Origin of the sequence: Bradyrhizobium lablabi, assembly GCF_018131005.1 — a bacterium.
GTDB lineage: Bacteria > Pseudomonadota > Alphaproteobacteria > Rhizobiales > Xanthobacteraceae > Bradyrhizobium > Bradyrhizobium lablabi_D.
This window is the reverse complement of the sequence record NZ_JAFCJK010000001.1, coordinates 791,648-814,957: the sequence shown is the minus strand read 5'-3', so window position 1 is coordinate 814,957 and position 23,310 is coordinate 791,648. Positions and strand designations below refer to the sequence as shown.

17 protein-coding genes are annotated in these 23,310 nt (G+C 63.8%); 4 read left to right on the top strand and 13 right to left on the bottom strand.

All coding sequences use genetic code 11. The features are described from left to right. Window positions 1-50 precede the first annotated feature (50 nt). Entirely contained in the window at window positions 51-1,052 is a 1,002-nt protein-coding gene (locus JQ553_RS03765; RefSeq protein ID WP_212498517.1) for an adenosine kinase, read from the top strand. 49 nt (window positions 1,053-1,101) lie between these two features. Here the strand turns inward: JQ553_RS03765 and JQ553_RS03760 are convergent, their stop codons facing one another. Together JQ553_RS03760 and JQ553_RS03755 are read right to left on the bottom strand one after the other, a co-directional pair. Then, window positions 1,102-2,796: an AMP-binding protein gene (locus JQ553_RS03760; protein ID WP_212498516.1), complete on the bottom strand. Its 1,695-nt coding sequence runs from the start codon at window positions 2,794-2,796 to the stop codon at window positions 1,102-1,104. Window positions 2,797-3,004: 208 nt separating this feature from the next. After that, the gene (locus tag JQ553_RS03755; protein ID WP_212498515.1) at window positions 3,005-4,198 is read right to left on the bottom strand and encodes a serine hydrolase; all 1,194 of its coding nucleotides are present in this window, start codon (window positions 4,196-4,198) and stop codon (window positions 3,005-3,007) included. 348 nt (window positions 4,199-4,546) lie between these two features. Here JQ553_RS03755 and JQ553_RS03750 point away from each other — a divergent pair, with 348 nt between their 5' ends. Further along, window positions 4,547-6,043, top strand: a complete 1,497-nt coding sequence (locus JQ553_RS03750; RefSeq protein ID WP_212498514.1) for an NAD-dependent succinate-semialdehyde dehydrogenase — start codon at window positions 4,547-4,549, stop codon at window positions 6,041-6,043. Here the strand turns inward: JQ553_RS03750 and JQ553_RS03745 are convergent. The 4 genes from JQ553_RS03745 to JQ553_RS03730 form a co-directional block, all read right to left on the bottom strand. Beyond that, window positions 6,015-7,076, bottom strand: coding sequence for an aldo/keto reductase (locus tag JQ553_RS03745; protein ID WP_212498513.1), 1,062 nt, complete (start codon window positions 7,074-7,076; stop codon window positions 6,015-6,017). The genes JQ553_RS03750 and JQ553_RS03745 overlap by 29 nt on opposite strands. Window positions 7,077-7,591: 515 nt before the next feature. Further along, complete coding sequence (locus tag JQ553_RS03740; protein ID WP_212498512.1) at window positions 7,592-8,398, bottom strand: crotonase/enoyl-CoA hydratase family protein; 807 nt, start codon at window positions 8,396-8,398, stop codon at window positions 7,592-7,594. 222 nt (window positions 8,399-8,620) lie between these two features. Further along, entirely contained in the window at window positions 8,621-9,535 is a 915-nt protein-coding gene (locus JQ553_RS03735; RefSeq protein WP_212498511.1) for a phosphoribosylaminoimidazolesuccinocarboxamide synthase, read from the bottom strand. Window positions 9,536-9,611: 76 nt separating this feature from the next. After that, window positions 9,612-10,529: a pirin family protein gene (locus JQ553_RS03730; protein ID WP_212498510.1), complete on the bottom strand. Its 918-nt coding sequence runs from the start codon at window positions 10,527-10,529 to the stop codon at window positions 9,612-9,614. A 136-nt stretch (window positions 10,530-10,665) separates the two neighbouring features. On the opposite strand from JQ553_RS03730, the gene JQ553_RS03725 reads away from it, so the two are divergent. Next, the gene (locus JQ553_RS03725) at window positions 10,666-11,241 is read left to right on the top strand and encodes a GNAT family N-acetyltransferase (RefSeq protein WP_212498509.1); all 576 of its coding nucleotides are present in this window, start codon (window positions 10,666-10,668) and stop codon (window positions 11,239-11,241) included. A gap of 220 nt (window positions 11,242-11,461) precedes the next feature. Here the strand turns inward: JQ553_RS03725 and JQ553_RS35040 are convergent, their stop codons facing one another. Both JQ553_RS35040 and JQ553_RS03715 read right to left on the bottom strand, forming a co-directional pair. Then, window positions 11,462-14,836, bottom strand: a complete 3,375-nt coding sequence (locus JQ553_RS35040) for an autotransporter outer membrane beta-barrel domain-containing protein (RefSeq protein ID WP_212498508.1) — start codon at window positions 14,834-14,836, stop codon at window positions 11,462-11,464. A 592-nt stretch (window positions 14,837-15,428) separates the two neighbouring features. Then, entirely contained in the window at window positions 15,429-16,799 is a 1,371-nt protein-coding gene (locus JQ553_RS03715; protein ID WP_212498507.1) for an MmgE/PrpD family protein, read from the bottom strand. 132 nt (window positions 16,800-16,931) lie between these two features. Between JQ553_RS03715 and JQ553_RS03710 the strand changes: the two genes are divergently transcribed. Further along, window positions 16,932-18,071, top strand: a complete 1,140-nt coding sequence (locus JQ553_RS03710; protein WP_212498506.1) for an aromatic acid exporter family protein — start codon at window positions 16,932-16,934, stop codon at window positions 18,069-18,071. A 7-nt stretch (window positions 18,072-18,078) separates the two neighbouring features. Here the strand turns inward: JQ553_RS03710 and JQ553_RS03705 are convergent, their stop codons facing one another. The 5 genes from JQ553_RS03705 to JQ553_RS03685 all read right to left on the bottom strand — a co-directional run bounded on the left by JQ553_RS03705 (window position 18,079) and on the right by JQ553_RS03685 (window position 23,273). Then, window positions 18,079-18,735, bottom strand: coding sequence for a 2-hydroxychromene-2-carboxylate isomerase (locus tag JQ553_RS03705; protein ID WP_212498505.1), 657 nt, complete (start codon window positions 18,733-18,735; stop codon window positions 18,079-18,081). Between the two features lie 49 nt (window positions 18,736-18,784). Then, window positions 18,785-20,182 (bottom strand): MATE family efflux transporter, encoded by a 1,398-nt coding sequence (locus tag JQ553_RS03700; protein WP_212498504.1) that lies wholly within the window; start codon window positions 20,180-20,182, stop codon window positions 18,785-18,787. Between the two features lie 81 nt (window positions 20,183-20,263). Next, window positions 20,264-21,556 carry a UDP-N-acetylglucosamine 1-carboxyvinyltransferase gene (murA, locus tag JQ553_RS03695; protein WP_212498801.1) on the bottom strand — a complete coding sequence of 431 codons (1,293 nt, stop codon included), beginning with the start codon at window positions 21,554-21,556 and terminating at the stop codon, window positions 20,264-20,266. Window positions 21,557-21,717: 161 nt separating this feature from the next. Further along, window positions 21,718-22,503 carry an ABC transporter ATP-binding protein gene (locus JQ553_RS03690; RefSeq protein WP_212498503.1) on the bottom strand — a complete coding sequence of 262 codons (786 nt, stop codon included), beginning with the start codon at window positions 22,501-22,503 and terminating at the stop codon, window positions 21,718-21,720. Then, a complete protein-coding gene (locus JQ553_RS03685) occupies window positions 22,500-23,273 on the bottom strand; it encodes an ABC transporter permease (protein ID WP_212498800.1) in 774 nt (257 codons plus the stop codon). The genes JQ553_RS03690 and JQ553_RS03685 overlap by 4 nt, the downstream gene beginning before the upstream one ends. Window positions 23,274-23,310: the final 37 nt, after the last annotated feature.

Below are 23,310 nucleotides of genomic sequence, written 5' to 3'. Positions count from 1 at the left end.
ACGTGATAGGCCGCAGCCTTTCGTGGCTGGCCGGAAAACAGGACAGGTCAATGGCTGACGCAAAATACGACGTTCTCGGGATCGGCAATGCGATCTTCGACGTGCTGGTGCAGACCGACGAGGCATTCCTCAGCCGGCACGGCATGGCCAAGGGCAGCATGTCGCTGATCGACGAAGCCCGCGCCGCCGCGATCTACCGCGACATGGGACCGGCGACCGAAATGTCCGGCGGCTCCGCCGCGAACACGATCGTCGGTATCGGAAATTTCGGTGCGCGCGCCGCCTATGTCGGCAAGGTCAAGGACGACCAGATCGGCCGGCTCTATAGCCATGATATCCGCGCCGCCGGCGTGGCCTTCGCAACGAAGCCGGCCGCCGACGGTCCAGCCACCGGCTGCTCCTACATCCTGGTGACGCCCGACGGCGAGCGCACCATGAACACCTATCTCGGCGCTGCGCAGGATCTCACCCCTGACGATATCGACCCGGACCAGGTCGCAGCGGCCAGCATCATTTATCTTGAGGGTTATCTCTGGGACCCCAAGAACGCCAAGGAAGCCTTCGTGAAGGCGGCGACGATCGCCCACGGCACCGGCCGGCAGGTCGCACTGACGCTGTCGGATGCATTCTGTGTCGATCGTTATCGCGACGAGTTTCTTGGGTTGATGCGCACAGGCACGGTCGATCTGGTGTTCGCGAACGAGTCCGAACTGCACTCGCTGTACCAGACTTCGGATTTCGACACCGCGCTGAAGCAGTACCAGAACGACACCAGGATCGGCGTCGTCACCCGCAGCGAGAAGGGCTGCGTCGTCGTGTCAAAGGATGGTGTGACATCAGTACCGGCTTTCCCGATCGACAAGATGGTCGATACCACCGGCGCCGGCGATCTGTTTGCCGCCGGCTTCCTGGTCGGTCTGGTGCGCAATGCCGGCTATGACAATGCCGGCCGTCTCGGCGCGCTCGCCGCGGCAGAGGTGATCCAGCACATCGGCGCGCGTCCGCAAGTGTCCCTGAAGGAGTTGGCGCAGCAGAACGGGCTGCCGGTCTAAGGCGTTTCCTACCTCCTCCCGCGAAGAGCGGGGAGAGGGCGAAAACGCCTCACGCCGTCTTCGCCGCCTTCAACCCCAGCCGCGCCTCGACGGCTTCCCGCATCGCGAACTTCTGGATCTTTCCAGTGACCGTCATCGGGAATTCCTCGACGAATTCCACGTAGCGCGGGATCTTGTTGTGCGCGATCTGGCCTTGGCAGAACGCGCGGACCTCGTCGGCGGTCAGGGTTGCGCCCTGCCGTATCCTGATCCAGGCGCAAAGCTCCTCGCCGTAGCGATCGTCGGCCACGCCGAAGATTTGCACATCCTGGATCTTCGGGTGACGATACAGGAACTCCTCGATCTCCCTGGGATAAAGGTTCTCGCCGCCACGGATCACCATGTCCTTGATGCGGCCGACGATGTTGCAATAGCCCTCGTCGTCGATCACCGCGAGGTCGCCGGTGTGCATCCAGCCGTTGGCATCGAGCACGTCGGCGGTCTTCTCCCTTTCGTCCCAATAGCCGAGCATGACGCTGTAGCCGCGGGTGCACAGCTCGCCGCGTTCGCCGCGCGGCACGACCTTGCCGTCGAGATCGACGACCTTGACCTCGACATGTGGATGGATGCGCCCGACGGTGGAAACGCGCCGCTCCAGGGGATCGTCGGTCGCGCTCTGGAAGCTCACCGGGCTTGTCTCGGTCATGCCATAGGCAATCGTCACCTCGCGCATGTTCATCTCGGTGTTGACGCGCTTCATCACTTCGATCGGGCAGGGCGCGCCCGCCATGATGCCGGTACGCAGCGATGAAAGGTCGAAGCGCGCAAACTCCGGATGATCGAGCTCGGCGATGAACATGGTCGGCACACCATAGACCGTGGTGCATTTCTCCTGCGCGATCGTCGTCAGCGTCGCCAGCGGATCGAAACCCTCGCCGGGATAGACCATGGTAGCGCCGAGCGTGACGGAAGCGAGGTTGCCCATCACCATGCCGAAACAGTGATAGAGCGGCACCGGGATGCAGATGCGGTCATGTTCAGTCAGCCGCATCGCGCGACCGACGAAGTAGCCATTGTTGAGGATGTTGTGGTGGGTCAGCGTCACGCCCTTCGGCGAGCCGGTGGTGCCGCTGGTGAACTGGATGTTGACGGGGTCGTCGAACTGCAGGTTTCCGGCCAGCGCGGCGAGCTGCTCGCGATGCCGCGCGCCGCCCATGCCTGCGACGGCGTCGAAAGCAATAGTGCCGGGCGAGGGTGGCCCGCCGATCTGGATCACCGCGCGTAATTGCGGCAGTCGTGCCGACTGCAAGCAACCGGGCTCGGAGCTCGCAAGCTCCGGGAGCAGCGTGTTCAGCATCTCCATATAGGCTGAGGTCTTGAACGCAGTCGCGGTCACGATCGCGGCGCAGCCGACCTTGCCCAGCGCGAATTCGAGCTCGCTCAAGCGATAGGCCGGGTTGATGGTGACCAGGATCAACCCCGCTTTCGCAGCGGCAAATTGCGTGAGCGTCCACTCGGGGCGGTTCAGCGACCAGATGCCGATCCGCTCGCCGCGTTCCAGGCCGAGGGCCAGGAATCCCGCAGCCAGCGCCTCGACGCGTTCGGCGAATTCATTCCAGGTCCAGCGCACATTGTGGCTGGGCGAGACCAGCGCCTCGCGGTCGCCCCAGCGCTCTCTCGCGCGCTCGAGGCTGCGGCCGATGGTTTCGCCGAGCAGCGGCATATCGGAGACGCCGCAAACATAACTTTCCGCCTTGGGTGCCAAGACCGTCCTCCCCGTCGATTGTGTTCAACGTCGCTTGGCGCGATCTTAGAGCATGATCCGGAAAAATGTGTCGCGGTTTTCCCTCGCGACAAATGCACCGCGTCAGCGCGGAGATAATGCTCGAACAAACGGATGGATCATGATGCGGTTCGACCTGACCGCATCATGATCCAGCCAGTGCTTGCAGGCCGCGTTCGACGTTCGGGACCTACGCCGCTTTCTGCCCGCTGCCGGCATCGAGCCCGTCGTAGATGCCACGCTCGAATCCAGCAAAAGTTTCGATGGCCTTGCCATCGAAGAATGGCAGCAACTGCATCAGGATCACGCCAGCGACGTCGCGCGCGGGGTCGATCCAGAAATAGGTGTTGGCGAGCCCTGCCCAGGCGAGGCTGCCGGCGCTGCGGCCTTCCGGCGTCTTGGCGGTGTTGATCAGGAAGGAGAGTCCCCACTTCTTGACGATATCGGGATAGAGATCGACATCGTTGGTGTACATTGGCGCCACCGTGGTTATCTTGCCGATGGTGAGATCGCCGATGTGGTTCTGGCCCATCAGCGCGACCGTCTCGGGCTTCAACACCTGGTTGCCGTTGCCGCTACCCTTGTTGAGGATCATCTGGGTGAACCTGATGTAATCGGCCGCAGTGCCATAGAGGCCGCCGCCGCCCATGTGAAATTCCGGCGCCTGTTCGATCTCGAACGGGATCGGCGCCAGCGCTCCATCCTCTCCGCGTGCATGCATGGCGACCAGGCGCTTGCGCATGTCGTCGGTGATCTTGAAGCCGGTGTCGTTCATGCCAAGCGGCGCGAACATGTGGTCGCGCAAGTAGGCATCGAGACGTTTGCCGCTCGCGGCTTCCACCGCCTTGCCGACGAAATCGATGTTGATGCCATATTCCCAACGCGTGCCGGGATCGGACATGATCGGCGTCTTCAGCGCGGCGTTCTGGCAGCTGAAGATGTTCGGGGTTCCGGTCTTCTGCAGATATTGCTCGCAGTCGCCGTTCCACACGTTGTAGCAGAAGCCAGCGGTGTGGGTCATGAGCTGGCGGAGCGTGATCGGCTTCCTCGCCGGTCGCAGCTTCGGCTCGCCCTTGGCGTCGAAGCCTTCAAGCACCTGCGGGGAGGCGAGGTCGGGCAGCAATTTGCCGATCGGCTCGTCGAGCGACAGCTTGCCTTGCTCGACGAGCTGCATCGCGCCGGCTGTCGTCACCGCCTTGGTCATCGACGCGATCCAGAACACGCTGTCCTGCGTCATGGCATCGTCCTTCGACAAATCGCGTTTGCCGAAAGCGCCTTGATAAATCACATCCTTGCCGGTTGCCGCGATCGCGACAACGCCGGGAATTTCCTTCGCCTCGCTCGTCTGACGTAGAAGCTGATCGATCTTGGATTTGCTTTGCATTGGGGGCTGCCTCCGGTGGGTGATTGTTTTGGAGTATGGTGATCATCCTCCCGCCCGGCGTGTCCCGCAAGACAGCGCGTCGGTCGCGATCGCGTGATCGCAAGGGCCGCGGGAAATTTCTGCGCGCGGCGGATCCGATTGATTGATGGCACACCGCAACGCGGAGCAAGAGTGATTCCTCGACCTGAATTCCGCGGTATGGTGTTGATGTTCCTCAATGAAAGCGCGGGCCGCCTCTCCGCCAGCCCCGAAGATAGCTTTAAGCAGGGCTGCGTGGGCGGCCTGTGCATCGCGGCGGCTTTCGGCCTATAGTTGGAGAAACAGCCCAAGAGTCCGAGGAGTAACGCCATGACCCCGCCCGTTGCCGCACGCGCTGCGCAATCCTCTACGTCGTCCCTGCGTGACCGCCTGAAGGATCCCTCGCTGCTCCGCGACCGCTGCTACATCGACGGCGCCTGGGTTGGTACGCCGTCGCGCCCGGTCACCAACCCGGTCAACGGCGCGGAACTGGCAAAAATCCCGGTCATGAGTACCGCGGAGACCACGCAGGCCGTTGAGGCCGCCGAGCGCGCATTCCCGGCCTGGGCAAAAATGACCGCAAAGCAGCGCTCCAACATTATGCGCAAGTGGTTCGAGTTGATCGCCGCCAACCGCGAGGACATCGCGCTGATTCTGACTTCCGAGCAGGGCAAGCCGCTGGCGGAGGCGCTCGGTGAGGTCGACATCGGCGGAGCCTATGTCGAGTTCTTCGCCGAGGAGGCGCGCCGGGTCTATGGCGAGACGATCCCGACGCAGCGGCCGGATGCGCGGCTGCTCGCGATCAAGCAGCCGGTCGGCGTCTGCGGCGCGATCACACCGTGGAACTTCCCGTGCTCGATGATCACCCGCAAGGTGTCGCCGGCGCTTGCGGCCGGCTGCACCGTGGTCCTCAAGCCTGCCAACGAAACTCCGCTCACGGCGCTGGCGCTGGTGGCGCTGGCTGAGAAGGCCGGTGTGCCGAAGGGCGTGTTCAACATCCTCACGGGCAATTCGTCGGCGATCGGCAAGGTGCTGTGCGAGCATCCGGCGGTGCGCTTCGTCGGCTTCACCGGCTCGACCGAGGTCGGCAAGATCCTCTACGAGCAGGCCGCAGTCGGCGTAAAGAAGCTCGGGCTCGAGCTTGGCGGCAACGCACCCTTCGTGGTGTTCGACGACGCAGATGTCGACGCCGCTGTCGAGGGCGCAATCGTCTCGAAATACCGCAACATGGGCCAGACCTGCGTCTGCGCCAACCGCGTCTACGCTCAGGACAAGATTTACGACGAGTTCGTCGAGAAGCTCTCCAGGAAAGTCGCGGCGATGAAGGTCGGCGACGGCACCGAGGCGGGCGTCGTGCAGGGACCGCTCATCAACATGGACGCGGTGCTGAAGGTCGAAAAGCACATCGACGACGCGGTGAGGGGCGGCGCGAAGATCGTCACCGGCGGCAAGCGCCACGCGCTCGGCGGCTCTTTCTTCGAGCCGACCGTGCTCGCCAACGTGAAGGCGGACGCGCTGGTTGCGCATGAGGAGACATTCGGCCCGCTGGCGCCGGTGTTCCGCTTCAAGGACGAAGCCGAAGTGATCGCCATGTGCAACAACTCGCCGTTCGGCCTTGCCTCCTATTTCTACTCCCGTGATCTCGGCCGCGTGTGGCGCGTCGCCGAAGCGCTGGAATCAGGCATGGTCGGCGTCAACACTGGCCTCATCACGACGGAAGTCGCGCCGTTCGGCGGCGTCAAGGAAAGCGGTCTCGGCCGCGAGGGCTCGCATTACGGCATGGACGAGTATGTCGAGATCAAATACGTGATGATGGCCGGGGTTTAATTCTCTCGCCGCTATTCTCTCGAAGCGGCACAACGTCCGGTTTCTTTCGGGAAAGCGGCGAGTTCGGCATCGGATCGGCCCGCCGCGCTCCCTCCAGGAGCGCGGTAACAACGGAATCAAGCTGTTCGCGTGTTGGGTAATTGCCCAGTCGCTGCAGATTGAAGTCGAGGTGCTCCCTATGAAGCATCGAAAACAGCGTAACCCCCGGGTTTGACGCGAACGCGTAATCCGCGAGAAAAGCGGCGGCAATGTCGGTGATATGGCCACGGTACCCAAGCCCGTGCAAAGCACTCGGGATCTCCGGTCGCTCATTGAGTTGCGCGACGAGCTGGGCGAGGCACGCGAATGTCCCGTAAGTTACGAACGATTTTCCAGGGCTGGCACGCTCCCTCAGCGTCTCGAGGTTCGGCTCGAACGGAGTGTTGGCAACCTGGACGAGCCTGTAGGGCAGCGACTTGTCGAGGCCTTTCATTCCGGCCGCGAGGTCACCCGCGATCGAGACAGCACGGGCCTTTCCCGCCTGGACTATGCGCTCTAACGCCCGCACGACATCTTCGCGAACAAGTTCTTCGACCGCCGGCCGGTGGAGTGCAAGCACATCGACATAGTCTGTGCGAAGGCGCCTGAGGCTCTCCTCGACGCTTGTCGTGATAAGCTCCGCAGACAACGGTACCTTGTACGGCGCGGGTCGCACCCTTGAAGCATACCTCTTGAGCGCGGGAAGCGCCGCAACGGCGACCCGCGACAACGGCTTGAGCAGCCGCATGGCGGCGGGAGTCGCAGGCGGTCGCATGCCGACCTTTGTGCAGACGTAGACGCGATTGCGTTTCCTGGCAGCAAATTCACCCAGAATCGATTCGGCCATCCCGTCGCCATACGAAGGCGACACGTCGTACCAGCTTATGCCAGCGTCGTAGGCGCGCTCCAGTGTCTCGAGCCCCTTGCGAGTTCCGACACGGGAGCCGAGCGATGCGCAGCCGAACCCGATACGCGAGACTTGTGCGCCGATGGCTTCAACAAGGACCAGCTTCATCGCAAACACTCTTCTGTCCGGCTTTTGTGATTGTCGCTGACGGCCACCCTGCGGCGTCTCGGGAAATGACGCCCATGGCTCGCCGGTCGCACTGCCGGAACGGCCGCCAGCAATGTTGGAATAGATTGTTCGCTTGTCGTTAAAGGGCCCGACGCAACATGGAGGTCGCGATCCTATTGGGGCTGCGGTCGCTGTTCACCTCATCCTTTCGCGCTACCCATCATGGGTAACAGCGCGACAGGCCTGTGTTGCGACCGTTTTCTGAGTGCCCAGGCCACAATTCACCCAGGCGGGGCAAACTGAGCCGAGTTCCGGCGCTGCGGCCTATCGTCCCACCCTTGCTTGCGCAACCTCTTCGGAAAGCCGCGGGCTTTGCCCGTACGGTCCTTCGGAGCCGGATGATGCATTGGTGGCGCAGCAACGCCTGCGAGACCAAGCCGATCTCGCCGATGGTGGCGTCACGTCGCAGGCTGCACGCCGGTGTGCCGTGTCCGTCGTCGGCCACGACGCAGTTTTCACCCATCTCCCACTTTATCGCCGAACGCGCCGTGACGGCCGATGCCGGATGCAAAGCGCGTCGCGCCAGACAGCGTCTCGCCCGAGGCGATCACCTCGAGCCCGCCGCGCATCTCATTCCTGATCGCCTCTTCCTCCTCGAGGTCCCATTGCCGCAGGGCCGACTGCCGGTCGGCGCGCAGGCAGTTTTGCGGGAATTGCGCAATCTCCTTCGCGAGTGCAATCGCGCGCGCGCGGGCCTCGCCCTTCGGCACCAGCCGGTTCGCAATCCCCATCCGATGCGCCTCCGGTCCTCCGACCGGACGCCCCGTGAGGATCAGGTCGATCGCCTGTGAATGGCCGATCAGCCGCGGCAGGCGGATGGTGCCGAGATCGATCAGCGGCACGCCGAAGCGGCGGCAGAAGATACCGAAGGTCGCGTCCTCGGCGACGATGCGCATGTCTGCCCACAGCGCCAGCTCCATTCCGCCGGCTACCGCAAAGCCCTCGACCGCCGCGATCACAGGCTTTGATAGCCGCAGCCGGCTCGGTCCCATCGGCGCGACGGAATCGTGGCCGCCGATTTCGCGTTTCTTGTTGGGATCACCCGTCGCCACGGCCTTCAGGTCCGCGCCCGCGCAAAAACAGCCGCCGGTGCCGGTGAAGACTGCAACGGAAGCGCCTTCGTCCGCATCGAATGCAAGAAACGCGTCGTACAGCTTCCGCGCGGTGGCGCCATCGACGGCGTTGCGGCAATGCGGACGGTTGATGGAGACGATGCTTACAGGACCATCGCGCTCGACAAGCACGGTGTCAGCTTCGACCATGGGGCCCTCCCTGGGACTTTCTTCTGCCGGGAGCTTGGCATCTGATACGCCGATTGAGCAACCTCTATCGTCGCCGTCATTGATCTCGCGAGAAAATTGCAAAGCATTTGCGCTGAAGCGACGAAGCAATCCGTGTCGCCTCGCGGAACGTATGGATTGCTTTGCGGAGCCTGTCATCGGCGGCGCTTCGCGCCAACCGGGTGGCTTGCAATGACGGCCGAGCTAGACCTTTAGCTCGGATCCGGTCACCCGCCGATATGCTTCCAGATACCGTCTGCTGGTCGCCTCGACCACGTGTGCCGGCAGCGGCGGGGGCGGCGCATCGCCGTTCCAGCGACCGGCGCGGCGCTCGGCGTCGAGGTAGTCGCGCAACGGTTGCTTGTCGAAGCTCGGCTGCGGCTGGCCCGGCGTGTAGGCATCAACCGCCCAGAAGCGCGAGGAGTCCGGCGTCATCACCTCGTCGATCAGGATGATACGACCATCTCTGTCGCGGCCGAACTCGAACTTCGTGTCCGCAATGATGATTCCGCGGGCGCGGCTGGTCGTCTCGCCATAGGCGTAGACGTCGCGCGCCATCTTCTCCAGTGTCGCGGCGACATCAGAGCCGACGATCTCGCGTACGCGCGCCACCGTGATGTTCTCGTCATGGCCGGCCTCGGCCTTGGTCGCCGGGCTGAAGATTGCAGGTTCGAGCTTTTGGCTCTCGACCAGGCCCGGAGCGAGCTTCTCGCCGGCCAGCGTGCCGCTTGCGGCATATTCCTTCCAGGCCGAGCCGGAGATGTAGCCGCGGATCACGCATTCGATCGGGAACACGGTAGTGCGCTTGCAGAGCATCGCGCGTCCGAGGATGTCGGCGCGGTGGTTCTTCAGATCAGGCACCTCGCGGATGATCTCGTCGGCGTCGGCACTGATCATATGATGAGGCACCGTGCCTGTGAACTGGCGGAACCACCAGGCACTGATTTGCGTGAGCACCGCGCCCTTCATCGGGATGGTTTCCGCCATCACCACGTCGAACGCTGAGATCCGGTCGGTGGTGAGCAGCAGCACGCGGTCGTCGCCGACGGCATAGATATCGCGCACCTTGCCGCGCCCGATCCGGGGCAAGGGCAGGTCGCTGGCGAGCATCGCGGTCATGGGCGTTGTCTCTCAAAGCGGCGCGGCTCGCATGTGGAAAACGTGCGGGCCGCAACGGGGAAGGGCAGGAGATAGCTCACTCCGGCAGCGGAATGAACTCATGTTCCTGCGGAACCTGCGCGAAGCGGCCGGTTTTCCAGTCCTGTTTCGCCTGCTCGATCCGTTCCTTCGAGGAGGAGACGAAATTCCACCAGATGTGGCGCGGCCCTTCCAGCGCGTCACCGCCCAGGAACATCATCCGCGTCGGCTGCACGGTCCTCACTGTGATGCGGTCGCCGGGACGGAAGATCAGGAGCCTGGGCCCCTCGTAGCGCTCATTGGCGATCTCGACCTCACCATCGACGAGGTAGATCGCGCGCTCCTCATGATCGGGATCGAGCGGCAGGCTGGTGCCGGCCGTTGCGGTCACTTCGGTGTAGAACCACGGCGACACCATGCTGACCGGCGAGGTGATGCCGAACGAAGAGCCGGCGATCACGCGCGCGGTGAAGTCGCGCTCTGAGATCATCGGCAGTTCGCCCGCGGCATAATGCTGGAACGAGGGCGCAATCTCCTCCTTGCCGGCCGGCAGCGCGATCCAGCTTTGCAGGCCGAGCATCTTCTGGCCGTCGCGGCGCTGCACGTCGGGGGTGCGCTCGGAATGGGCGATGCCGCGGCCCGCGGTCATCAGGTTCATCGCGCCGGGCTGAATTTCCTGGATGTTACCCTCGCTGTCGCGATGCATGATGCTGCCGTCGAACAGATAGGTGACCGTGGCAAGGCCGATGTGCGGATGCGGCCGCACGTCCATGCCCTTGCCGGCGAGGTATTGCACCGGTCCGAAATGATCGAAGAAGATGAAGGGTCCGACCATCTGCCGCCTGCCATGCGGCAGCGCGCGGCGCACGGCAAAGCCGTCGCCGAGATCGCGGGTGCGTGGCACGATGACGAGCTCCAGCGCGTCGCAGGTCTTGGGATCACCGAGTTCGGGATCGAGGTCGGGAAGCCAGCTCATGGGAGACTCCTTTTGCTTGCAGCGATCGTAACAGGATTTGATTGCCGCGTCGCGCCGCTCACGGCGCGGTTACAATGGTCTATTTGCGTACGCCGTGCGATATCGGCGATAGCAATCTTGGAAACAGGGGCAGGCCATGGTTTCTCTGATCAAGCCCGGCGCAAAGCTGCTGCAGGTCGATGGCCCGAGCATCGAAACCGCGCGCCTCATCTTGCGGCCGTGGCGTGCATCCGACATCGCCGGCAATACTGCGATGCTGTCCGATCCCGGCACCGCGCGCTTCATCACGCTGGACCGCAAGGCGGTGACGACCGAACAGAATGGCTGGCGCAATGCCGCGGTCATCTCCGGTCATTGGGCGTTGCATGGCTTCGGCATGTTCGCGGTCGAAGAGAAATCCTCGGGCCGCTATGTCGGGCGTGTCGGCCCGTGGTATCCGCCGGGTTGGCCGGGATTTGAGGTCGGCTGGGGAATCGCCAGGGAGTGCCGTGGCCAAGGCTATGCAGTGGAGGCGGCGCGTGCCGCGATCGACTGGGTGTTCGCCAATTTCACGGTCGACCGCATTATTCATTGCATCGATCCGATCAACGTCGCTTCTCAAAGCGTCGCGCGGCGGTTGGGTGCGGAGAACGAAGGGCCCGGCAAGCTCAACGACGACGTCGTCGACATCTGGGTCACCATGCGAAGCCGCTGGTTGCGAGATGGTTCTTGAAAAGCTGGCGTGACGGATAGTGTTCGATCAGTTGGGTGTTCGACCACTGTGCGATGTCTAGAGACTGAACACGCTTGAGTTCGCCTTTTGACCGCTGATGCCGCGAAGAGACGTTGAAATGCAGTTGCAACCAGCGATCCTCGTACTGGCTCTGGAGCGCGCGGCGCCAAACGGCGCTACTGTCAATAAGCAGTACGAATTGAAAGCTGTCTTGGCTTGGTTACCAGTTCACCCGCAGACCGGCCTTGCCGGTATAGGCGAAGCCGCCGCCGTCGAACCGGCTCTGGTAGGAGGCGTTGGCATAGAGCGTGGTATTCGTTCTCACCTGACCACTGACGCCGACATTGACCTCGCCCCATAGCCCGCCGAGATCGGCGTGGAACGGAATGAAGCCGGTTTCCGAAGAGAATGAGGTGGTCGGGTTACCGCGAAATTCGTTCCACAGGTTGGGCCGGATCCAGGCGGTGATAGTGCGCGGACCGTCGTCGATCGCCCAGGTGCGGCCGAAGCGCGCGCCGATCCGGCCCAGCAACGAATCGACATCGGAAAAGCGGATCTGCGCCGCGATGTCAGAGGCGTCATTGATGTTGATGTTCTGATAGATCAGTTGCGCTTGCGGTTCGATGAACCAGCCGCCGGCGAACTTGAAGGGATATCCCGTCTCGAGCGAGGCAGCGAAACCCTGAGCTTCGGTCTTGAAGGTCGGCAGGCCGCGATTGGCTGTCGAACTGATGTCGTAGAAAGTGCCCTGCAGGATCGCATCGGTGTACCAGCCGGTCGGTCCGAAATGCGTCCAGTACCCGCCGAGGCTATAGGCGTTGAAGTCGCTGTTGCCTTCTCTGCCGTCGAAATGGGTGACCTGTCCCTGGTTGGTGCCGATCGCGAAATAGCCGCCGGCATGATCGCGCGAGCCGTCGGGCCGATCCTGGCGGAAGAAATCCATGCCGGCCTGCAAGCCCAGGAAGGCATAGTCGAAATGCGGGCCGCCCGTTCCGGGACCAAGCACGCCCTCCGAGGCGCCTTGTTGCACCCCGTTCATGCCGAAGATGCGGCCCCAGCCAAGATACTGAGAGGTGGCATTGGGCGGGGAAGAATTGTAGTACCCGCTTGCGAGAGCGCTGCGAGCAGGCCCTCCATCGAACTCCTCGCCGACGCGGTCATGCAGCGTGTCAAGCAGATTGCGCCCGTACAATAGCGCCATCGACGGGATCGCCGCATAGAGCGAGGTTTCGATGCGGAAGTTCGGGGTCACCGGTGTTGGCGGGATTGGCGTCTGGCACTCCGGCAACATCGGCGTCAGTGTGCAGTTCAGCGTCGAGCGCAGGTACCAGTTTCCGTTCGTTGCATCGGAGCCGACACCGCCATGGAACAGCGTGTATTCGTAAGCCCCGGCGATAGTTGGCGCGCCGAGCGCAAAGACACCGCCTACCGAACGACTGGGGTCAACCGACTGCACCACCAGGATGCCATTATCGACGGTCAGCGCACCGCCGCCGCCGGCGTTCTTGGCAAACAGCCGTGTCGCGCCGCCGGCGCCGACGGCGGTGCCGTCGACTACGAGAACGTCGGACCGGGAATTGGCGCCTCCCTCGTTCAGCACGGTATCCAGCAAGAGGCGACCGCCGTTCGCGATGAATGTACCTCCGCCTGTCGTTCCCGGCGTATGACCGCCGGAAATCAGCAAGACGTCACCAGGTACCGGATTGACCTGCAGGTCGATGGTGCCGGAATTGGTGAATGTGGTCGCGCCGAGAATCTGACCCTGCACCGGTCCGCCAAGCGCCATGCTATTGAAGGCAAGTCCCAGCGGCAGATATTGACCGGTGGCATCGAGCGTGGTCGCGCCGGCACCGCCGAGCAACGCCAAAGTCCCGTTGTTGGTAAAGGCGCTGGGTCCGCTGCCAAGATCTGAAACCGCGACGCGCAACGTATCGCGGATTCCATCGCCATTAGTGTCTGCGAAATGGCGCAAGTTGAAGAGGCCGTTGTTGGTGACGTCGTTGGCGCCGCCGAGTTGAACAAAGCCGGTGACGGTACCGTTGTTGACGATGATCGGATCGCCGGCAACAGCGCGATCGGACAGCGCGCCGATGCTGCCATTGTTGGTCAGGGTCGCGATGCCGCCGGTCGAACTCAGGAAAATGCCGGAGGCCTGCAAGCCGTAGATCGCGCCGACGCTAGCAAGGTCAGCCTGCCAGCCGCCCATGATCGTTCCGCCTGGCGCGATGTTGACTGCAACGCCACCACTGCCGCTGGTGGCGCTGATTGCGGTGCCGAACTGCCCCATAGTTGACACGTTCGTCGCATTGACCTCCACAAATCCGGTCGTTGCGGCGAACGGCACCGGGCTGTGGACGGTGCTGGTGTCGGTCAGCAAGCCGCTCCTTAGAGCGAGTATCGTGCCACTGTCGGCAAGGATGCCGACCGCATTGGAGCCGTTGGTCGTGTTGATCGACCCAGTGGCATTCACCGTGATGCTGCCGCTGCTGGAAAGGGCCTGGATGCCGGCGCCGCCCCCGCCCTGGGTCGTGATGCCTGGGCCGGTGTATGTCACCGTCGTTGGGGCGTCGACGTAGCTGATGGTTCGGATGCCGACAGGGTTGTTGAAAATGTTGGTATCGGGAGCCGCGGCCCCGAAGTTCGTGATCGTCGAGGCCACTGTCGCAGTCAATGACCGGCCGTTTGCTGCGGTGGCCGAGTCCGTTTGGACGGCGATGGCCGCCTTCACAGGTTGAGTCGGGGGATCTACCCCGGGGTTATTGGAGCCGTTGACTGAGATGACGGTCCCCGGAGCGGTGGTGACCGAAGCAGACCCGTCGCCCTCGGCCCATACGACGATGCCCCGCGGCCTGTTTCCAAACACGTTGATCGTGCCGCTGTTGTATGTGACGGACGCATCGCCGGCTCCCGATGGGGCAAGCAACGAGTCACCGGAATGAGCGATCAAACCGTAAAACCCTGACTGGCCCACACCCGGGGTGCCGGTGATATTCCCGGACGCCGCGATCGTGGCGTTGCCGATCCCGCGGTTGTCCGCCTGGATGCCGCCCGATTCCGTTCCGCCGCCAAATCCCGTTGTGCCAGTGGTTAGCTGCGAGCCGCTCCAGGTGACGCTCGCCACATGAGAAGTCCCCGTCAGGTTTGGCATTGCGAACGCCAATATCCCAAAGTCGCTTGCGGTGCCGTTCACGTCAATCGTGGTGTTCGTTGCCGTAATGACGGCGTCGCCGCTGGATTGTATTCGCAATCCGGTCTGGTTATTGCCAAAGGGATTGGCTGTATTGTTGATGGTCACACCATCCGCGGTGATGGTGATGTTGGCACTGCCCAGAGTCACGCCCGTGGTGTTGGCGGCGTTGACGGCGTTGACGCCGCCTGCACCGGACGGGATGACGACCTGAACACCCGACAGAAGCTGCAGGTTGATGGGGGTGCCACCCAAACCATCGGCGGTATCGACGTTGATACCGCCGGGATAAGGGTTGCCGCCCGGCGTGCAGACAGTGCTGCTGGGGGCACCCGCGCACTGCGCCAGCGCCGGTGACAGCCCTGCATCGAGCGCGGTCGCTGCAGTTGCAGCTACGGCTAACGACACGCTCGACAGCAGGCGAGATCGGAGCAGGCGAAATCCGCCTGGACCACCTGCCAGTCCGTGCAGCGTGAGCGCAGGTTGATTTGAATATTTTTCTGTTGTTCCGATCCTGCAAGCGTCGGAGTCCGACGCTCGAATTTCGTCAATTGCGTCTCGCACGCAATCCGTCCGGCACTGCACCACTGTCCCCCCGTGAGTCAGTCGCAACTTCAGCAAATGAATCAGTGAAAGAACGCGTCACGGCCTGCCGGCCCCACAGGTCCAGTTGTGTCATGCCGTCGAAGACCCGGCGCGCGAGCTTTCAGTACGACTCACCCTAAGCGAGTATGACATTTGTTAGCCCAATCGCCGTAAGTATGGCGAACGGCCAAAGTGTCGAATTTTTCGGCGGCTGTTGCTCCCGGGAGACGCAGAGGACAGCAACACTAACCTATTTACCAATACCAGCTTGTGATCTTGGTCCGGACTTTGCGGCCAAATGCGATCTCGCTTCCGCTGCCGTTCGCGCCGCGAGAACACGAACTCACGTCGTCAAGGCTGCTTGACAGTTGAATCGAGGATCGTCCCCGAATTCGTCCTGGCGAACGTGTGGCTGCTACTGCCGCCCGAGCTGCGTCGCCGTGGCGACCCGGTCGAAGCGCTCCAGCGTCAGGATCGCGTCGGCGAGCTGTTCAGCGCGCTGGTTCAGCACCGGTCTCGCCAGCGTCAGGAATTTCTGCTGCATCGCCTTCGCGTCGGGGAACGAGGTCGGCTCGCCGGAGGGATCGGCGTGGAGCCGCTCATGCACTCCGTCGTCGGTGGTGATGCTCACACGGGCGCCGAACGGATGGGTGCGGCCGATCTCGAGGCGGTCGTCCTGCACCACGTCGAACTTGTCGGCGAGCGCGTCGATCGCCGCATCGCCGAGCCGCTCGTAGTCGTCCCAGCCGAAGCGGCCCTGGTCGAGGGCGATGGCGCCAGTGAAGAACATCGAGAACTGCCCGCCGACGATCGAGGTCGGGTGGCGCTTGGTCGACGCGTCCCCGGTCAGTGTGATGCCGTTGCGGTGCAGGCCGATCTCGACCTTCCTGACCTGATCCGGGGTCAGATTGTGCTCCCGGCGCATCGCGATCAGCGCGTCGATCGCGGCATGGGTGTAACGGCAGCTCGGATAGGGTTTGACACCGATCTTCATCGTCTCATAGGTGCGGCCGAGATCGGCGACCGCCTTGTCGGGATGGGCGTCGTCGCTATAGCCGACGAGCAGGCCGTGCTTGCCCTCGACCGATTCGGTCGAGCCGACAAAGTCGTTGCGCGCCAGCGTCGCCGCGATCACGCCGTTCATTGCGGCAGCGCCGACCTGGTAGCGCTTGTTCCAGGCGCCGTTGACCAGGAATTGCAGCGAGCCTGCGGCCTGGCTGCCGGAGACGCCGAAGGCGGAGACGATCTGCTGCTTCGACAGGCGGAACAGCTTTGCCGCGGCGGCCGCCGCGCCATAGGTGCCGGCAGTCGCAGTCGGATGGAAGCCGCGGGCGTAGTGCGAGGTCGGATCAAGCGCGTTGCCGAGCCGGCAGCAGACCTCATAACCCGCGACGATCGCGGTCAGCACGTCGCGGCCGGAGGCGCCGACCGTCTCCCCGACCGCGAAAGCGGCGGGCACGACCGGCGCGCTCGGATGCAGCGAGGAATCGGCATGCGTGTCGTCGAAATCGAGGGAATGGCCGAGCGCGCCGTTGAGCAGCGCGGCGATCGCCGGCGTCCAGGCCTTGGCATCTCCGAATACGGTGGCCTCGCCCTTGCCGTCGAGCGCCAGCGCCTCCAGCATCTTCATCAGCGACGGCGTCGATTCGGCATCGCGGCGGCCGCGGATGGTGCTGCCCAGGAAATCCAGCGTCAGCACCTTGGCGCGCTCCAGCACTTCCGGCGGAATAGCCTCGAATTTCAGGTCGGCGACATAGGCAGCGAGCGTTGCGGTTTCGTGGGCCATCGTGTTTCCTCAATCTTGCGGCGCAGGGTAGGCGGGCCGATCGGGCCTTTCAAGCCGCCTTGCCGCCGTGGGCATCAGCCATGCTCGACGTCAGCCAACACGGGACTTTCCATTGATTCCGGATCACGGCGTATGAGGACCTTCGTAAAACGCATGTTCGATCAGCTCTGGACCCGCAAGACCCAGCTGGCGCTTGCGGTCCGGATCGCTTTGGCAGCGGTGGCGGCCTATACCATCGCAGTGGCGCTGCATCTGATGTTGCCACTATGGGCGGTGCTGACGTCGCTTATCGTAACCCAGATGAGCGTCGGCCGCTCGCTGAAGGCGACCCGCGACTACATGCTCGGCACCATCGGCGGCGCCATCTATGGCGGCGCGATCGCGGTATTGATCCCGCATTCCGGCGAGGGCAGCTTGCTGGCGCTGCTGGTGCTGGCCATCGTGCCTCTGGCCTTCATCGCGGCGCTCAATCCCAGCCTGAACTCGGCGACGGTGACGGCCGTGATCGTGCTGCTGCTGCCGACGATGCATCACTCGAACCCGCTGGAGTCCGCGATCGACCGCGTCTTCGAGGTCACGGTCGGGGCGCTTACCGGGCTTGCGATCTCGTTCCTGGTGCTGCCGTCGCGCGCGGTCAGTCAGATCAGGGTCAATGGGTCAAAATTGCTGGAACTGCTGTCGGCTGCGTTCGCCGAGCTGCTCGCCGGACTGACGCGCGGTCTCGACAACGACGCCTTGCACCGGATCCAGGATGGCATCGGCGTTGCGGTGACCAACCTGCACGCGACCGGCCTTGAGGCTGAGCGCGAGCGCTCCTTGCATCTGTCATCGGGACCGGACACAGGTCCGTTGCTGCGGACGATTCAGCGCCTGCGGCACGACGTCGTGATGATCGGGCGGGCTTCTGTGGTGCCGCTGCCGGCGGATGTTCAGGCAAGGCTGGCACGGCCCCTGTCCGATGTGAGCAATGCGATCGTCACCTATATGAAGGCGGTCGCGACCGCCCTGCGCGCCGGCAGCGGCCCGGCGGACATCGCACCGGTCGACGCTGCGCTACAGGCCTATACCGCGGAGGTCGCCGCGGTCCGAAGGGATGGTCTGATCCGCGGCCTGCCGGTCGATGCCGCCGAGCGCTTCTTCGCGCTTGGCTTCTCGCTCGACCAGATGCGGCAGAATCTGAACGACCTCAAGCGCTGTCACGGCAATTGGTGCACGAGCGCCGACGCTTCGGAGAAGATCGTCGCTGACACATCGGAGAAGAGCGCGGCATGACCTCCAACTATCCCTTGCGGCGCGTCATGCCCTTGCTCTCCATTCGCCAGATCAGGAGATCGATACGATCCTGACCGAAAAACGGCTCGTTCTCGAACACGAAGGTCGGCACGCCCCAATGGCCGGAGCCGGCGTGGGCTTCTTCGTTGTCCTTGATGACCCGTCCGTAGCGGTCGGGATCGGCGGCGATGGCCGCATCCATCGCGGCGAGATCGAAGCCCGCCGCGCTCGCGGCTGTTGCGAGGTGGTCGCCTTCGTTCCATCCTGTCACCGTACCGTCCCACAACACGCGGCTGATCGCAGCGGTGAAGTCGAGCGAGCGGTCCTCGAGCTGGGCGGCGGCGCCGAGTCGCGTCAGGCGGTGAATGTAGGGCTGATGCTCGGCAACATCGAGCGTCGCCATGTTCTGCACGATCGGGTCCGGTCGCGGAAAGCGGAACGGGATGTTCTCATGCTCGGCGACGCGTCTGGAATCGAGCACCACATAGCGGGCGAATTGCGGATTGGTTTTCTTGAAGAATCCGGGGACGCGCACCGCGAGCGGATAGACCGGCCGCAGGTTCACCGCGACGTCGTAATCGGCGACCATTTTCAGCGTCTTCGGCAGCGCCAGATAGCTATAGGGGCTGCGGAACGAGAAAAAGAGATCAACTGACAATGTCATGAACGCAAGGCCTCCGCAGCCGCGCCGCGATCGGCCGGCCGCATCGTCGTCAGGCCGGCAATCTGCTTGCCAGCGCGCGGAAACGCAAGATCAGCAGGCTCGCATAGAACGCGGTTCCGAGCGACAGTCCGATCCAGACGCCGACGGCGCCGAGCGTGGTCAAGAAGGCGAGCACGCAGGCCGAGGTGAATCCGACCAGCCAATAGCTGATGGTGGCAAACAGCAGCGGCACCTGCGTGTCGTTCATGCCGCGCAGCGCGCCGGCCGTGGTGGTCTGGACACCGTCTGCGATGAAGAAGGTCGCGCCGATCAGGAGCAGCATCGCGGTGAGTTCCGCGGTCGCGTCGGTGGCCTCGCCGAGGAACATCTCCGCAATCTTGAACCGTCCCAGGATCACGGCAAGCGTCATGATGCCCATGAATGCGCCGCTGAGCGCCATCGGTACGTAGCCCGCGCGCCGCACTCCATCTGCATCGCGGCGGCCGACGGCGTGACCGACCCGTACGGTCGCGGCCATGCCGACGCCGAACGGCACCATGAACAGGATCGCCGCGATCTGCAACGCGATCTGATGCGCCGCAAGCGCGGTCGTGCTGATCAAGCCCATCAGCAGGCCGGCCGCGCCGAACAGCCCGTATTCCAGCAGAAAGGACATCGAGATCGGCGTGCCGACGGCAGCAAGCTTGCCCATCAGGGACCAGTCGATGCGCCAGATACGGCTGAAGACATGATATTTCCGGAAAGGGCGGCAGCGCGCGGTGTACCATACGCCGGCAAGGAAGGTTCCGAGATTGACGATGGTGGTCGCAAGGCCCGCGCCGAACAGGCCGAACTCGGGCATGCCCCATTTGCCGTAGAGCAGGAGATAGACCAGCAGTGCATTGGCCGGTATCGCCGCGAGCGTGATCCACAGTACCGGCTCCGGCCGATTGACCGCGCTCATGAAGCCGCGGATCGCGATGAACCACAGCGCCGGCAGGATGCCCCAGGCGAGGCCAAACAGATATTCCTGCGCGAGACGGGCCGCTGCCGGCGCCTGGCCAAGCGCGAGCAGGATAGTTTCGCCGTGGAACGGCAGGGCCATCAGCGGGAGTGCCATCAACAGCGCCGCCCACAGCCCGACGCGAAGCGCGCGGCGCACCATGCGGGGGTCGCGGGCGCCGAATGCCTGCGCGGCCAGCGGGGAGACCGCCGACACCAGACCCATACCGAACGTGAAGCTGACGAAGAATACCGTGTGCGCCAGCGCGGCGGCGGCGACCGCATCGCTGCCGAGCCGGCCGATGAAGGCGAGGTCCGTCGTCATCATTGCGATCTGGCCGAGCTGCGTCAGTGCGAGCGGCACCGCGAGCTTCAGCGTTTCCGCAAGCTCGGCCGCGAGCTCATTGCCAGAGATGGCGACGGCCGCGCGCGGCGCGGCCGGCTCGATTTTGTCTACGGACGTCATCGGAAAACCGCTACATACGTTTTCGGATCGAGCCCTAGCACGGCAAGCAGGCCAAAAGGATGGCCAAGCTGCCGCGGCCGGTCACGGCCGCGCAGGCAGGCGGGTGATCTTGGCGCCGAGCGCGTTCAGCCGCTCTTCGAGCCGTTCGTAGCCGCGCTCGATCTGGTCGGCGTTGTTGATGGTGGAGGTGCCTTCGGCGCAGACGGCGGCGAGCAGCATCGCCATGCCGGCGCGGATGTCGGGCGAGGTCATCGGCGCGCCGCGCAACCGGCTCGGACCGGTGACAATCGCGCGATGCGGGTCGCACAGCACGATGCGTCCGCCCATCGCGATCAGCTTGTCGACGAAGAACATCCGCGATTCGAACATCTTCTCGTGCATCAGGATGACGCCATCGCATTGCGTTGCGGTGACGATCGCAATCGACATCAGGTCGGCCGGGAAGGCCGGCCAGGGCTGGTCCTCGAGCTTCGGGACGTGACCGCCGAAATCGTCGTGGATCTTCATGGTCTGCCCTGACGGCACGATGAGATCGTCGCCCTCGATGCCGCAGACGATGCCGAGCCGCTCGAAGCCCATCCGGATCGAGCGCAGATGCTCGACGCCGGCGCGCGCGATGCGCAGCGGCGAGCGCGTGACGGCGGCGAGCCCGATCATCGAGCCTACCTCGATATGATCCGGCCCGATTGCGAACGTCGCGCCGCCGAGCGTCGCCTGCCCATGGACGATGATGGTATTGGTGCCAATGCCTTCGATCTTGGCGCCGAGCGCGACAAGGAAATGCGCCAGATCCTGGACATGCGGCTCGGACGCCGCGTTGCGCAGGTAGGTGGTGCCGCGGGCGGCGACGGCGGCAACCAGCGCATTTTCGGTCGCGGTGACGCTGGGCTCGTCGAGGAAGACGTCGGCGCCCTTCAGTCGCGAGGCGCGGAATTCTAGCCGATGCGTTGCGGTGACGGTCGCGCCGAGCTGCTCGAAGGCGAGGAAATGCGTGTCGAGCCGGCGGCGGCCGATCACGTCGCCGCCGGGCGGCGGCAGCGCCACCTCGCCGCAGCGCGCCAGCAGCGGACCGGCGAGCAGGATCGAGGCGCGGATGCGCGCGCACAGTTCGGGATCGAGATCGGCGGCGCGGATGTCCTTGGCATGGATGACGAGCGTATTGCGCTCGGACCATTCGGCGGACGCGCCGACAGAGCGGCACAGCTCGACCAGCGTTTCGGTGTCGCGGATCCGCGGCACGTTCTGCAAGGTGACCGGATGTTCGGTCAGCAGCGCCGCGGCGATGATTGGCAGCGCAGCGTTTTTGTTGCCGGACGGCTCGATTGTGCCCGAGAGGCGGCGGCCGCCTTCGACAATGTACTGGATCGGCGGCACGCGGAAACGTCCTCTCACAAACTGCTCTGGTTCAGTGGCAGAGTTTCCTGAATGGAATCAAGGCTTGATTTGGGTAGACTAACACAATTCCCTGACCCGGATAACGCATATCGCCAACTCCAGCGGCGATTTCCAGACGCACGTTGGCGCCCGAACGATTGTCAGGCGTTTTCGGTAACCTTCAACGCCTCGGTGCGGATCTCCTCGACCAGCCGTTCCTTCAGACGGACGAATTCGGGCGTGGTCTTGATCTTGTAGGCGCGTGGATGCGGCAGGTTCACCGCGATTTCGGCCTTGATGCGTCCGGGACGTGCGCTCATGACAATGACGCGGCTGCCGAGGAAGATCGCCTCTTCGATGTCGTGGGTCACGAACAGTACGGTCTTCTGGTCACGCTCCCAGATCCCCAGCAGCATTTCCTGCATAAGCGCGCGGGTCTGGTTGTCCAGCGCGCCGAACGGCTCGTCGAGCAACAGGATCTTGGGATCATTGGCAAGGGCGCGAGCGATTGCCGTGCGCTGCTGCATGCCGCCGGACAACTGCTTCGGCCAATGATTCTCGAAGCCGGACAAACCGACCTGGCGGATGAACGCATCTGCGATCCTGTGGCGCTCGGCCGGCGGAACGCCGCGCTCGCGCAGGCCGAAGGCAATGTTCTCGCGCACGGTGAGCCAGGGAAACAGCGTGTAGGACTGGAACACCATGCCGCGATCTGCACCAGGGCCGGTCACCTCGCGCTCGTCCAGCACGACGCGCCCGCCGGTGGGACGATCGAGGCCGGCGACGATGCGGAGCAGGGTGGACTTGCCACAGCCGGAGGGACCGAGGATGGTGACGAAATCGTTGGTTCCGATCGTGAGATCCGTCGGCTCGAGCGCCCTGGTTGGCGGGTTGCCGTGGCGTGCAGGGAAAATTCGCGAGACCTGTTCGATCCTGAGCGTCGTCATGCGAGCTTCCACGGAAACAGCCAGGCGTTGAACGCCTTGAACAGGAAGTCGGAGACGAGGCCGATCAATCCGATGACGATGATGCCGAAAATGATCTGGCCGGTGTTGAGCAGGGCCTGGCTGTCGGTGATCATGTGGCCGATGCCGGAGGACGAACCGATCAGCTCGGCGACGATGACATAGGTCCAGGCCCAGCCCAGCACCAGCCGGAGAATCTCCGCGATCTCGGGCGCGGAGGAGGGTAGCAGCACGCGGCGGATGATGCCGCGGTCGCTGGCGCCGAGCGTATAGGCCGCCTCGACCAAGTCGCGGCGCGTCGCGCCGACGGCCACCGCCACCATGAGGATGACCTGAAAGACCGAGCCGATGAAGATGACGAGCAGCTTTTGCAACTCGCCGATGCCGGCCCACAAGATCAGGAGCGGGATGAAGGCCGAGGCGGGCAGGTAGCGCGCGAACGAGACGAAAGGTTCGAGAAAGGCTTCGACAGGCTTGTAGGCACCCATCATCACACCGAGCGGCACCGCGATGATCGCGGCCAGCGCGAAGCCGCCGAGGACGCGCCAGATCGTCATGCCGATGTCGAATAGAAATCCGTGCCGGGTCAGGAGCTCGAAGCCCTCGCGCACCATGGTCAGCGGATTGGCGAGGAACGTCTGCGATACATGGCCGCCGAACGTCACCCAGGACCAGAGGGCGACGAACAGCATGAAGAACGCAATGCCGTAGGCCGCGCGCTGCTTCGATGTCACGGGATCCAGGGGACGCATCACATCAGGTGTCCAGGCAGTCGTTGATCGTCCAGAG

Excerpts from the sequence above, each read along its gene's own strand:
- JQ553_RS03765 (WP_212498517.1), top strand. The coding sequence starts at position 51 with ATGGCTGACGCAAAATACGACGTTCTCGGGATCGGCAATGCGATCTTC.
- JQ553_RS03755 (WP_212498515.1), bottom strand. The coding sequence starts at position 4,198 with ATGCAAAGCAAATCCAAGATCGATCAGCTTCTACGTCAGACGAGCGAG.
- JQ553_RS03750 (WP_212498514.1), top strand. The coding sequence starts at position 4,547 with ATGACCCCGCCCGTTGCCGCACGCGCTGCGCAATCCTCTACGTCGTCC.
- JQ553_RS03745 (WP_212498513.1), bottom strand. The coding sequence starts at position 7,076 with ATGAAGCTGGTCCTTGTTGAAGCCATCGGCGCACAAGTCTCGCGTATC.
- JQ553_RS03740 (WP_212498512.1), bottom strand. The coding sequence starts at position 8,398 with ATGGTCGAAGCTGACACCGTGCTTGTCGAGCGCGATGGTCCTGTAAGC.
- JQ553_RS03735 (WP_212498511.1), bottom strand. The coding sequence starts at position 9,535 with ATGACCGCGATGCTCGCCAGCGACCTGCCCTTGCCCCGGATCGGGCGC.
- JQ553_RS03730 (WP_212498510.1), bottom strand. The coding sequence starts at position 10,529 with ATGAGCTGGCTTCCCGACCTCGATCCCGAACTCGGTGATCCCAAGACC.
- JQ553_RS03725 (WP_212498509.1), top strand. The coding sequence starts at position 10,666 with ATGGTTTCTCTGATCAAGCCCGGCGCAAAGCTGCTGCAGGTCGATGGC.
- JQ553_RS03715 (WP_212498507.1), bottom strand. The coding sequence starts at position 16,799 with ATGGCCCACGAAACCGCAACGCTCGCTGCCTATGTCGCCGACCTGAAA.
- JQ553_RS03710 (WP_212498506.1), top strand. The coding sequence starts at position 16,932 with ATGAGGACCTTCGTAAAACGCATGTTCGATCAGCTCTGGACCCGCAAG.
- JQ553_RS03705 (WP_212498505.1), bottom strand. The coding sequence starts at position 18,735 with ATGACATTGTCAGTTGATCTCTTTTTCTCGTTCCGCAGCCCCTATAGC.
- JQ553_RS03700 (WP_212498504.1), bottom strand. The coding sequence starts at position 20,182 with ATGACGTCCGTAGACAAAATCGAGCCGGCCGCGCCGCGCGCGGCCGTC.
- JQ553_RS03690 (WP_212498503.1), bottom strand. The coding sequence starts at position 22,503 with ATGACGACGCTCAGGATCGAACAGGTCTCGCGAATTTTCCCTGCACGC.
- JQ553_RS03685 (WP_212498800.1), bottom strand. The coding sequence starts at position 23,273 with ATGCGTCCCCTGGATCCCGTGACATCGAAGCAGCGCGCGGCCTACGGC.